This is a genomic window from Natrinema sp. HArc-T2 (genome assembly GCF_041821085.1).
In the GTDB taxonomy this organism is placed as follows: Archaea; Halobacteriota; Halobacteria; order Halobacteriales; family Natrialbaceae; genus Natrinema.
In genome coordinates this window covers 16,879-29,065 of sequence record NZ_JBGUAZ010000012.1, presented here as the reverse complement: position 1 = coordinate 29,065, position 12,187 = coordinate 16,879, and the positions used below count along the sequence as shown (strand labels likewise).

Here is a 12,187-nt window from a genome sequence, read left to right as displayed (position 1 = left end):
GTCATTAAACCTCTGTACAGGGAATATTTGGCGCAGGTGAATCTGGTTTGTCCCTTTCTGCGAATTCCTCTGGTGACTGACGATCTCGCCATGATTGCAACCATACTTGTTCTTCATCAGAAGCATACTTGATGAGTTGCTTGTCTGGCCACAGGTGTATCGGCAATCCTAACTCTTCACCGATCTCCTGAACCCATTGAAGATGGTTAGTCGCGTACTCAACCCACCGCTCACGATCGCGAAGTCGGTCCAACTCTTGTGCCAGTTCATCTTCACCTGCATCTCGGGCAGCTTGCACGGTCATCTCGAAGTTTCCACCACGAGGATTGATCGGTTCATGGAAGACAACGGCAGGATCACACTCTGACACGCGCTCAAGTTGATCGCGAAGGTCGTCTTTGTCCTGTGTTGGGTAGGTTGGGCTCATACTCACGAACGTCTGGACTCCGTTCTCGTTGAATTCCTTGAGCCCGCGAAGCCGATGTTCTGGTACTGGTGCCTTTGGTTCGATGGCTCCAACCTGATCGGCATCCATACAGGGAATCGATGAGCCGATCGTGACATATTCTCCCCCTTCTATGAATACATCCAAGTCCTGAAGCGCAAGAATGGGATTCCGTGTCAAAACACGCGTATATTTCTCACGATCCGTAAGTGATCGAACAACGTTGCGTGTGATTTTTCCTGCACGACCATCCATATAGCAATCCGTAGAAAAGGAAACACCGACGACACCACGTCCGCGTCTCGTTTTTCGCCACTTTCGTTTACGATCTAGGTGCGCATCAAGCCGCTCACCCAGTCCGTCGCGGTAAAGGACGTAATCTCCCCACTCCTCCTGCCCGTTCTCTACTCCGAGTTCCTCTTCAAGCATATCTGGACGGGTACGGATGTTCGGTGTTGACGGGACGTAACAGAATTTGCATCCGTGGCGACAACCGGTAGCAACGTTGACAACGTAATCACAGAGATGCTTGCTATTGAGTCCGGATTCACTGAGGATCGCCTTCGTCGGGTCGTCTCCAGTTCGTACTCTACCGTAATCCTCAGACATTATTCTAGTATCTAAATACTATCGGCCCACTCACAAAATTCTTGCTAGTCACTATTGGTTACTCTATCCTTTTACTTTCACTACACTAGGCTGACCTCTTTTGGGTTACAGTTAGAAGATAGAACCGAGGCAAACTCTATGGAGCTCACTTGGGAAACAGGTGGTAGCTGGTTTGAGCGAACATACACCGTCGAACGATCGAACGGTCAAACACTCGAGACGCTCGGAAGCCAGCCAACGCTTGACGAGCTCCGTAAAATCGAACGTAAGTACGGCGGTCCGACCGATCGATTAGACTTGTGGCAAGCAGGACTCCTCTGTACCGACTGCAACAGTGAGATTAACGACCGCTTCGCTGCCAATCCAGACAGTGACATCCTTTGCTGGGACTGTGCGATGAATACCGAAAGCACAGATCGAAACGGAATCCGTGTTAATACCGATCCAACGAAATCGGTGGTGAGCGAATCGCATCTCCACACTAAGAGCCTCTGTGACCACGTCATCAACGTCGCGACCGGCTGCCGGCACGGTTGTGAATTCTGTTATGTCCCAACCACGCCAGCGATCGACAATCGCGACGAAATGCTCGCTGACCAAGCCGACGTTGGCGACCCACAGTCAGACTGGGGCAATTACCTGCTGTACCGTGACGACCTCCCAGAACGACTGGGCCGCGTTCTTGAGGACCGGGTTCCAAGTGACCGAAAACAAACCAACCGCGGCCGTGGTGTTGTTATGCTCTCGAGCGGGACCGACTGCTACCAGGACCGCCGTGCCGCCCAGATCACTCGCGGGGCGGTCACTGAACTCATTATGCATGATATCCCAGTCCGAATCCTCACGCGTAGCCCAGCAGTTGTTCGCGATATCGATCTCTTTCGAGAAGCCGGCAACCGCATCACGGTCGGCTCATCGATTCCCTCGTTCGAGGCTCCGCTGGTTAACGCGGTCGAACCGAACGCACCACCGCCAATAAAACGATGGGAGGCACTCGATCGTCTTCAGCAAGCTGATGTTCCAGTATTCGTTTCAATGTCACCCACATACCCGACGATGGATGAAGACGACTTTCACGAGTTGCTGAGTTACTTCCGAGCGCTGGGTGAAATCGTTGTTTTCCACGAGCCGATCAATCCTCGTGGAAAGAACTTCCAACAATGTCTCAAGGCGGCTTCCGACGCCGGCTACGAGGATGTCGAGAGGGAACTTCGACGGATGCGTGACGATCGGCAATACTGGGTCGAATACGCACTCGAACAGCTCAACACAGTCCAGCAAGTTGCGCGGCGATTCGACGGGCTGGAGGTCCACTCGTGGCCCGACGACGAACTCATTCGATCGACGAGCGGCCAACTCCAATCACAACTCGAGGCGATGCAACAGGCCGTTTCACCAGAGTCATTCGGACCGACGAAGCCGGACACTCCAGCAGCGCAGTCTGAACTCGTGGAAGATCACGAGATGTTCCAACAACTGATATAGTGACCGTGTCATATAATGGTTCTCAACAAATATTATCCATGGCATATGTATTGAATAAATAGGTGGCTGGCGAAACTACAGGCTCATACGCATTGAGAGCTGTATAATCGTCAGGTAGAGGGCGTGATCGTATTCTATGACACACTGCAACGTCGAATCCGAAGTTAGTCTTGAGGACTCGTCGGGCGAGTTACTGCCGCTCGGCGGTTCGCAGACCACCGGTGATGTGAAGCCTGAACTCGTCGTCAACCAGAAGCCAAGCAGTTCGGTCAGTACAACCTGCTCGTGGGCTAAGTGAAATTCGTGTTTGAGACGAATCTTGACACTCCCCGTAATCTCCGCCGAGAGCGTCTCGAGATCCTTGCGGCCATCGTCGTCGACGCCAGGATCGGATGAGATTCGAGATTGTCTGGGCCGAGATCTTTTATATTTCTCATAGTCGTATCAGACATTTTTTACAGATGTGTTGGTAAGAACTCAAAATTGCTTCGTCACAACGTCGGACAAATCCGTAAGAATTCGAAGGACAGAAGCTTCCTGCAACTGATAACAGACCTCTCCGATTCGTTTATCCATATCAACTAAGTGGTGCGGATGGTTCGGGATACAGTATGACTCTCCGCACCGACGGAAGGGGTGCTTCCCTACCGTCGCTCGACTCAACATTTTCTCACAAAGAGGTGTCGATGACTCTCACTAGATGCGGGCTTCTCGTGGATAGAGCAGAGACGCTCGCTCGGCTGTACGCCCAACATCGGGACTGGACGGTCGTCGAAGAGAAGTGGATCGAAGAACGATTCGATGAGCGAAGTACACGTGGGAGTTCAAAGGGAATCTACCGCGCTCTCAGTTCCCGGTTCAAGACCACTGGTAGCGAGCTTCCGTCTATTGTCCAACTGCCCTCCGTACTAGACCAATGTGAGACGGTGCGCGACAAAGCGCAGGTGTTGTACTTCTATTTACTGGAGGACGACCCCCTTGTGAAGTACGCTGTCCACCGGTACGTCGACCGGCTTCAGGAGTCCGGTGTCGATGGACTGGATTTCGAGCAGGATACTGTCGAGCGCCTCCTGAACGAGTTCCACTACGACGACGGGAGTGAGTTTGACTATGCAGAATCCACGACGCGTCGATGGGGTGAAGGGCTCCGATCGGTGATGCGAAAGATCGGCGTTATCGACACACAACAGGCCCTTCAAGGACAAATCCCCAATCTCGGAACGACTCCACTACTTATTGCGTCAGGATACTCGTGGAAGACCCACGGCGATGACTGGCTGTCTCAGCCGATCGGCTGGCTCTGTCTCTTCCAGCCGGAACAGTACTGGGACTCCTTAGCCGAACGTGTGAGCGACGATCCGAACTGGGAAGCAAGCGGGATTCACGGTGAACTGAGGCTCCAGCCGGTCGATGACACATACGACTGGGCGGAACCGTGGGAGGGCGAAGTATGACAGACGAAGACTGGTTCGCTGCCGATGTCGGGAGTGATTTCGAGGAGTCCGTCCGCATCGACCGCGAGGATGACGGTCGCGATCACCGGCTGGAATCGATCGACACCTACCACGTGACCGAGGAGTCCAAGGACTTCATATCCGACTTCTTTTCACGTCTACTCGGTCGTTCCGAGGATATGCGGTCGGGTGCGAACTACTGGCTCTACGGATACTATGGGAGCGGGAAGAGCCACCTCCTCAGCGTGCTTCGCGGGCTTCTGGATAGCGAATGGCTCCGACAGCGAGACGATGTCTGGGAGCAGCTGACCGACGGTCGTGAGTTGGAGGCGCTCGAGTCCACGTGGTCATCGATCCACGACGAATACGAGGTTATCCCGATTTCGGTGAACCTCCTGAAGCATCAGGGCCAGAAGAAGCTGAGCTTCAGCGAGATCGTTCTCCGAAGCGCTCACACGTCGGAACGGCTCACCGGCACCGAGGGAGGGCTCTCGTCGCAACTCGACGTCGCATTCTTCGAGGACTGGTACCGGACGACCGACGCGTGGGATGACCGAACTGCCAACACCCAAACGGCACTGCGGAGTACGGTTGACAGCCCCGAGAAGTACGACTGGACGGACGTTCAGCAGTACAACGCTCTTGCCGACGCCGTTCTTCCCACACTCTTCGAGCAGGAGACCGGCACGGAGGACGGTTTGGACGACTTGACGCCGTCAGATCTCGACCCTGAAGCGATGGTCGAGCGTCTCGAACAGTTACGGAGCGATCGCGAAGACGAACTCGGCCGCCCGGTCAAGCTCGTACTGTTGCTCGACGAGGTCAGTCTCTTCATCGGGACGGATTTCGATCGACTCACGGAGTTGCAGACGCTCGCAGAGAGCGTCGACGAGACCGGTGACGGCGACATCCAACTGGTGGCAACGGCACAGGCCAAAATCGAGGATGTCCAACCGCAGTTCGCGGCTCGCGGCGCCGACTTCAGTATCGTCAAGGATCGGTTCCCGCACCGATTTGGTCTTCCGAGCAGACACGTCGGCGAAATATCGACGCAAAGGTTACTCAAAAAGACGGAAGCCGGAAGGGCAGACACGGAACGCGTCCTCGAACGAACCAGCAACGAGCCCGAGACGCTACTCGTGTACTCGGGCATCGAACAGAACACCGAACCACCGCTCGACGACATCGATCGCGAGCGCCTCATCGAGTTCTATCCGTTCCTTCCGTATCAGCCACCGCTGTTCCTCGAGATCCTCTCGAACCTCCGGCAGGAAGCTCACGATCCGGCGAAGTCGATTTTCTCGGGAACCGCGCGGGCGATTCTGGCCCTCGTTCACGGGCTCCTCCAAGAGTGGATAGAGGCCGGCGACGAGACACACGTCATTTCGCTGGTCGACTTCTACGACCTCATCGAGCCAGAACTTGATGACATTACGCCACAAGACGTGGCAGTCATCGACGAGATCGAAGAACAACACGAGGTAGGCGAACTGGAGGAGATCGACGTGGACGTCGCGAAGGCCGTGCTGCTCCTCCAACACATCCCAAACACCATTCCGATGTCCGAGCGGAATCTCGCAGTCGCCGTGTTGAGCGATCTTGACGGCCCGACTCAGTTCCAGATGGAGAACCGCGTCGAAGACTCTCTCGGTCGACTTCGGAAATATATCCGTCCGACGCACGATGAGACCGGGCCGAAGTACGCGTTCACTCATCCGGAAGAGCGCGAGATCATCGAAGCCTCCGAGCAGAACCTCGACAACCCGGACTGGCAGTCCATTATCGAAGCCGTGGACAGGAATCTCTGGGAGGACATCGTACGTGACCTCTCACTTCCGACATCGGCCGAGTACGGAGATACCGGTGAGCAGTATCCGGTTCGCTACGAATTCAGTATTGACGGGATCGATCTCGATACGACGGTCGATGCTGAGGACGCGCTCGATGTTGAGGTCGCCGTCGAGGGGATTTCTTCCACTGCAGCAGACACCGACTACGATGGTGATCTGCTCGAATGGACGATCGGACAAGACGGGCTTGACGATCTCCAAGATAGTCTCATCGAGTGGTGGTCACTCAGAGATGCCGTCGGAGACCACACGCTCCCACAGTCCGTAGAGCGTGATCTTTCAGATCGCGCAGCTCGGGTTCAAAGCAAACTCGTCGAGGCTCTCAAGAGCGGGACGTTCGATGTCAAGGATCGCGGCGATCAGATCGGAGGCATGGTCTCGGGAGTTGAGGAGTATCTCGACGTCAACTATCCCGACGACTTCCATCCCGTAATGCTGCAGGTTAGCGACGAGCACTTGCAGGAACTTCGAGGACTCTCCGCACAAGATCCACTACCTTCGTGGGCTCAGCAGATCGATGTCGCGACAGAAGACCCGGAAACGCACGGCGGCTCGATCCAGAACAACGTGCGCGCCTTCACCGGCCAGCAGTTGAAGCAACGCGGTGGAAACCTCGCGATGGCTACGCTCCTCGACGGGATCACTAAGAAGAAGCCGATTTACGAGGATGCTCGCCCCGCGCTGTGTGCGATTATCTGGGGCCTCTGCCGGAAGGGAGACTTCCTGCCCGTCGACGAGACAGGGGACTCCCTCGAACTCGACATCGTCATCGACCTGAACAAACTGACGACGACGCGTCTCAAGATTGCAGGGAACGGCGGCGTACGAGGGATTCTTCGAGAGGGAGGATTCATCGACTCGACGGAGACTATACCGGACGGAATCGTCAGGCTCCAGTCCGCGAACGACACGCTTGCCGGTCGGCTCGGTAGTCTCGTGGAGGACGTCAGGCTAGTCGCCGAGACTGACATCCAAACGCGAGCCGTTCGCAACCTCCTCGAGTCGTTCGTCGAGGAGCTAGAAGCCGAGCAGCAGAGCGCGACCGACCGAAGAGAGGCCGTCAAATCACGTGACACCGACTGGGAGGATGTCGTCGAAGCAACCAACGACGCTCAGGAGTGGTACGACGACGCCGGGGAAGTGTGGAGTTTGCGACTTCCCGCGCTCACACAAATCGATGCGCAGCTGACTCTCGCCCAGCAGTCGTACGACTGGCTGACCGAGGAGTGTGAAACGGCTAGCCAGACGCTCCGCGAGAGTATCGATGGCTACGAGGGTGAATGGTGGACACACGACGGCTGGGATCGGTTCAACGACGCCCAAACCGCCTCGCCAGCGCTCGATGACGCAATCGAGACCGCGTGGGACTCGTTCCAAGAGGAAACCGATGTCGATGTGTTCGTTGACGAGTTACAGGAGCATTCGTGGATTCAGCCCGCAAGCGAGTTTGGATCGAACGTTCGGCCGGCCTTCGAGAGCAAATACATCACACCGCTCCACCGGGCCGCATCGTGGTACGAAGATGTCTCGAACGCGGTGTCGACGGTGACTGGCGGAACGACCAACGCCAAGGCTGACGACTTCATTCGCGCGACGAACGCACTGCTCGACAGCGAACCTCTTGCTGTGGTTGCCGGCAGCGATGTCGAGGAGTTACGAGATACATTCGAGGAGTTACGGACACTTGTCGGTGATCAGTCTCCGACAGACATCACGGCGATTGGAGTTCTCCCGTCGGATCGCGAATCGCTGGACTCCGAGCTAGAACGGCTCGTCGAACGCCATGACCTCAGTATCGAGCGGACTGAGATGGGGGTGATCATCCGATGACGACTAAACGTCCCTTCCACGACTTCACAGAACGGCTCGCACAGTTCGCTGACGGGCGACGCGGCATCCGAAACCCGTTCGTGATCGTCCCTGTTCAGCCGAAGTACGAGCGACGGGTCGCCGAACGTCTCACTGAGTGGGCAGCGAACCCGCATCGTACTAAGGACTTCCCGGACGATGGAACCATTCAAGTCCTCCGGTTGGACGAGCTGTTCGTCGAAACCGATGTTTTCGAACTTGCGGTCGATCTCGGTGAGAGCAGCCAACCAGCGACGATCACTGAAACGATGCAAGACCGATTAGCGGAGGAACTCGTCGCGGTTATGGTCGAGAAAATTGAGGCGCCAGCCCAGCAGCGACACGTCGTTCTCCTCACGCACCTCGGGAGTCTCTACCCGTTCACGCGTGCGTCAGAACTCCTCGACGAGCTCGACCGCCGCAACGTCCAGTCTACGATCGGCATTCCGTTCCCCGGAGACATCGTCGGTGGGAAACTGAGCTTCTTCGGCGAGGAATCGCGCAACTACTACCCAGCCCACCAGATCGAAGGCCGGGTTGAGGGGGTGCATCTCCAATGAGCGACACACACATTCACGACATCTTCCAGCAGTCACCGACCCGCGAACTCGAGGAAGTCCAGAAGGTCAACGCCAGAGCGCAGGCCGAAAACGACGTCCGCGAGTTCTACGAGACCGACAGCGCTCGCGACGTGCTCACCACGCTCGGGAACCTCGTCGACAAGTATCCACACGAGGAACCGCGCTTCCTCTACATCTCCGCGACGTTCGGGTCGGGGAAGACGCACCTCCTGAAACTCATCGGGTTCGCTGCCGACACCGAATCGGAGTTTGCCGATCTCGGCGAAGAGCTGGCGAACAGATGGCCGGGCTTCCAGTCGTTCCGACAGAGCGTCGCTAACTCTCACGTTGACCGCCTGAAACCCGTCTTCCTGAACCTCCTCAACCGGGACGCATCACAGGAACCGCCACTCCCCTACCTCATTTACGAGGCAATCGGTCGCGAACTCGGGTATCCCACCGACCCGAATTGGCTACTTGAGTGGGCGTGGCAGCTCGACATGAACCACGGTGACTGCTGGGAGCATCTACAGGAAGTCGAGTATGACGGCCAGACGTTCGAGGATGTGTACGACGAGCGGGCTTCGCTACGAAGCTGGCTCTACGACGTCGTTCCGACACTCGAGGACTCGCCGTTCGCGTCCCGAGAGGAGGTCAAGGAGTCGATCGACGACGCCATCGAAGAGGTCGATCCCGACGAGTTCGATCCCGACGAACTCGTCGATCGCATCGAAGCGGCTCAAGAGTCGCTGAGTACGCCGGAGACTGAGACAGAGTTGCTGATCGGGCTCGACGAGGTGGCGCTGTTCATCGGCGATGGACGACATCGTTATAGAGAGTTCCAAGAGACGATGGAAGCCCTGACGGAACTGGGCGTCGGGCCTAATCCGCCAGTCATCGGGACTGGACAGTATCCGATCGAGCGTATTCACGGCGAGTTCGAAGATACCGAAGTCACAGATCAGCCGTGGTACGGAGCTCAAGAACCACTCGAGGGCGCCGACACCGAAATCATCGTCCGGAAACGGTGGCTGCAGAAAGACACCGATGGTGGACAGGACGTTGAGTCTGCACTTCGGGAGATGTCCGACCTGACGCTCGATGCATACTCCGATATTGCTGGTGCTGACCCCGACGCGGTCGAGTCGTACCCGTTCCGCGAGTACGATCTCGGGTTGCTCCGTACAGTGATTCAACAACTGATGCCGCGGGGACGCGTGACCGAAGAAGAGTACGTTCAGGGCCGGGCGTTGCTCATCCTCGTCCGGTCGCTGTTCACACGGTTCGAGTGGGGCGACAAGCAGGTTGGTGCCCTCGTCACGTGGGACGAGTTGTACGATCTACTGGTCGAAGAGACGACCTACATTCCGCTATGGGTGCAGGAGATGGTCGAGAACAAACTCATTCCCTCGGCCGGCGGCGACGAGGACGCGTTCTCTGTCCGCGTTGCAAAGGCGCTGTACTTGCTGAATCAGGTTCGTTCCGAGGTGCCGTCGACGCCGGTGAATCTTGCCCGGCTGATGGTCAAGTCAACCGACGAGTCATTCGAATCCGTCCGGGACGATGTCAAATCGGCGCTGACCGACCTCCTCAAGGATCGGAAGGTGCTGACGGAGACGAACGATCGCGGTGACGAGGAGTACCTGCTGGTCTCCGAAGAACAGGAAGACATCTTGACGCGGGCGAAGACTCGCGCACAGCAGATCCCGTCACATCGACTTTCGGCCAAGTTGGAGAACTCCCTTCGAGAGGGAAGCGACCTCCTGCTCTCAGAGGGCAGTCGACACGAAGTCGATTTCGAGGGTGAGCGCAAAGTCCCGCTCCGTTTCGGCTACTCTGTTCTCGACCCTATCGAGCAAGCACCGACGCCGGAGTTTGACGCCGTTCGTGTGCGGCTGGTCGCGGGCCGCGACGAGGAGGTTAGCGATCAGGTCGATGCATGGCAGTCGACGAACGAAGGACGGGACGGGGGCGAACATGTCCTCGTCGCCGTCGAGCTACAGGGATCGACGGTCGACCGCCTGCGGGACGTGATGGGTATGCAGGAAGTGCTGTCAGAGGAGACGGAAACGTATCCGGACTTGGAGTCCGACCACCGCGACGAACAGCGGGCACTCGAGTCGACAATTCGTGAGGAACTCGAGGACGCGGACGTCTACGTCCGAACAGGCGGGACGAGAGGACGATACGGGGACGTGTTCGAACAGGTCGTGGAAACGCAAGTCAAGTCCGTGTTCAGCGAGACGCGCTTCGTCCTGACCAACGGAATCACGGAAGTCGAGGACGCCAAGCAGATGGCGCGGTTCTTCCGCGGTGTCGACGACTGGCCGCTCTCGAGCGAGGATGCCGTTAGACTCGGTGTGGATACCGACCGAGCGGAACTCGCCGACGGCCGGTGTCAGGAATTCCTTAACGAGCACGAGAACACCCAGTCGCTTCGTGCCGAAGACTTGCTTACTCAGACCGTCCAGCGCGGAGGCACGTATCGTGGGACACCGCAGGAATCGATTTCGGCACTGCTGATCACGCTTGCAACGGCTAACAAAATCGCGCTACGGCGAGACGACGAGTACATTACCGAACCTGACGAAATCGGGCGAGCGGTCAGAAACAAGACGAACCTTACTGACGTACAGATTCGCTTTGAGTCACTGGACGGTATTGATCCTGACCAGATCCGGGAGACTGTCGAGACGCTGATTGGCGAGGAGTCAGACGGTACCGATCCCGACGCGTGGCTCGCTGAGTTAGCTGGATGGGTGGACGAGAATAGCGTGTTGGTGAAACGCGTCTTGCGAGGCGTCAGCAGAGAGTTCGGTGAAGACGCTTCGCTGGACGATCTTGAAACCGCTCTCCAGCCTGCACTCGGTGGTGCGTCTCTCGAAACAGATGATTTCGCATCCAACGAGATCGAACGGCAGTCCGAGCGGTTCGCTCGGGCAAAAGAGCTGTTCCGACTGAGCGAAGATGGCGACTCCCTCTGGGAGCGTTTCAGCCAGCGGGCGGCAGAGATGAACCGGCTTTACCACGGTGAAAACATCACAAAAGAGATGCAAGCAATCGTCGGCGGAGACGAGGTACCTGATGCCGACCGGCTTCGAGCAAAGATCAACGAAGCCGACGCTCACAGACGAACCGTTGTTCGTAAGCAGTACGAACGCATCACGGGGGAACCGCCGACGGACGAAGAGCCCGAGAGCGTGGTTTCCAGTCTCGCGACGTGGCTCTCCACCCACGATGGGAGCAGCAAGGAAACTGCCGACCGCGTTGCCGTCGAATTCGACGGTGTGACCATCGATGATCTCTACGATCTCTTCGAGACGGCGTGGAACGGTGACTCGTTCTCGGAGGTAGCTCTCGTCGATCCGACGGTCGTCCAGCAGGCCAAGCGATACGAACGGGCACGGCGACTCCTCGAGGCATCCGGCAGCGAGGCATCGCTCTGGTCGCGACTTCGCGATGCGTCGAGACGACTTGAGGAGGAATATCCGAACCATCCGACCACGACCAATGTGAACGAAATGCTCAGTCGGTCGCAGCCACCGAGCGTCAACGAGGTGGAACAACTCCTTGACGAGGCAGAGAACCCCTTCAAGATCGATAAGCGGCTTAAAGAACTCGCCGGCGAGCTACAGTCAGAATATCCCAGTCACGTTCTCACGCAAGAGGTTGTCGATGCAGTGGAGGGAACCAGCTCGCCGAGTGAGGAACGCGTGGGTGAATTGATCGAAGAAGCCGAACAGTTGCTTGACGGTGTGGATGAGCAGTTGCGGCGGATTCAGGAAACCATGGATGAACTACCAGATGGCTCTGTTATGATGATCGAACCGCTCGACTGACAACCTGCTGTTGCAAGATACCGAACTCATTTACGTTCATTTCGTAACTACGCAATACAGGAACATCATCACGTTCGAAAACGACGTACTTGTCCAA

6 protein-coding genes are annotated in these 12,187 nt (G+C 57.0%); 5 read left to right on the top strand and 1 reads right to left on the bottom strand.

Annotated features, from left to right (window positions below; all coding sequences use genetic code 11):
• Window positions 1–4 precede the first annotated feature (4 nt).
• The gene (locus ACERI1_RS17900) at window positions 5–1,054 is read right to left on the bottom strand and encodes a radical SAM protein (RefSeq protein ID WP_373619821.1); all 1,050 of its coding nucleotides are present in this window, start codon (window positions 1,052–1,054) and stop codon (window positions 5–7) included.
• A gap of 459 nt (window positions 1,055–1,513) precedes the next feature.
• On the opposite strand from ACERI1_RS17900, the gene ACERI1_RS17895 reads away from it, so the two are divergent.
• The 5 genes from ACERI1_RS17895 to ACERI1_RS17875 all read left to right on the top strand — a co-directional run bounded on the left by ACERI1_RS17895 (window position 1,514) and on the right by ACERI1_RS17875 (window position 12,090).
• Window positions 1,514–2,539 (top strand): radical SAM protein, encoded by a 1,026-nt coding sequence (locus tag ACERI1_RS17895; RefSeq protein WP_373619820.1) that lies wholly within the window; start codon window positions 1,514–1,516, stop codon window positions 2,537–2,539.
• A 686-nt stretch (window positions 2,540–3,225) separates the two neighbouring features.
• Complete coding sequence (locus ACERI1_RS17890; protein WP_373619819.1) at window positions 3,226–3,993, top strand: hypothetical protein; 768 nt, start codon at window positions 3,226–3,228, stop codon at window positions 3,991–3,993.
• Complete coding sequence (locus tag ACERI1_RS17885) at window positions 3,990–7,673, top strand: hypothetical protein (protein ID WP_373619818.1); 3,684 nt, start codon at window positions 3,990–3,992, stop codon at window positions 7,671–7,673. Before ACERI1_RS17890 ends, ACERI1_RS17885 begins: the two co-directional genes overlap by 4 nt.
• Window positions 7,670–8,251, top strand: a complete 582-nt coding sequence (locus ACERI1_RS17880) for a BREX protein BrxB domain-containing protein (RefSeq protein WP_373619817.1) — start codon at window positions 7,670–7,672, stop codon at window positions 8,249–8,251. The genes ACERI1_RS17885 and ACERI1_RS17880 overlap by 4 nt, the downstream gene beginning before the upstream one ends.
• The gene (locus ACERI1_RS17875; RefSeq protein WP_373619816.1) at window positions 8,248–12,090 is read left to right on the top strand and encodes a hypothetical protein; all 3,843 of its coding nucleotides are present in this window, start codon (window positions 8,248–8,250) and stop codon (window positions 12,088–12,090) included. The genes ACERI1_RS17880 and ACERI1_RS17875 overlap by 4 nt, the downstream gene beginning before the upstream one ends.
• Window positions 12,091–12,187: the final 97 nt, after the last annotated feature.

Coding starts and splice junctions, on each gene's coding strand:
- ACERI1_RS17900 (WP_373619821.1), bottom strand. CDS start 1,054: ATGTCTGAGGATTACGGTAGAGTACGAACTGGAGACGACCCGACGAAG.
- ACERI1_RS17890 (WP_373619819.1), top strand. CDS start 3,226: ATGACTCTCACTAGATGCGGGCTTCTCGTGGATAGAGCAGAGACGCTC.
- ACERI1_RS17885 (WP_373619818.1), top strand. CDS start 3,990: ATGACAGACGAAGACTGGTTCGCTGCCGATGTCGGGAGTGATTTCGAG.
- ACERI1_RS17880 (WP_373619817.1), top strand. CDS start 7,670: ATGACGACTAAACGTCCCTTCCACGACTTCACAGAACGGCTCGCACAG.
- ACERI1_RS17875 (WP_373619816.1), top strand. CDS start 8,248: ATGAGCGACACACACATTCACGACATCTTCCAGCAGTCACCGACCCGC.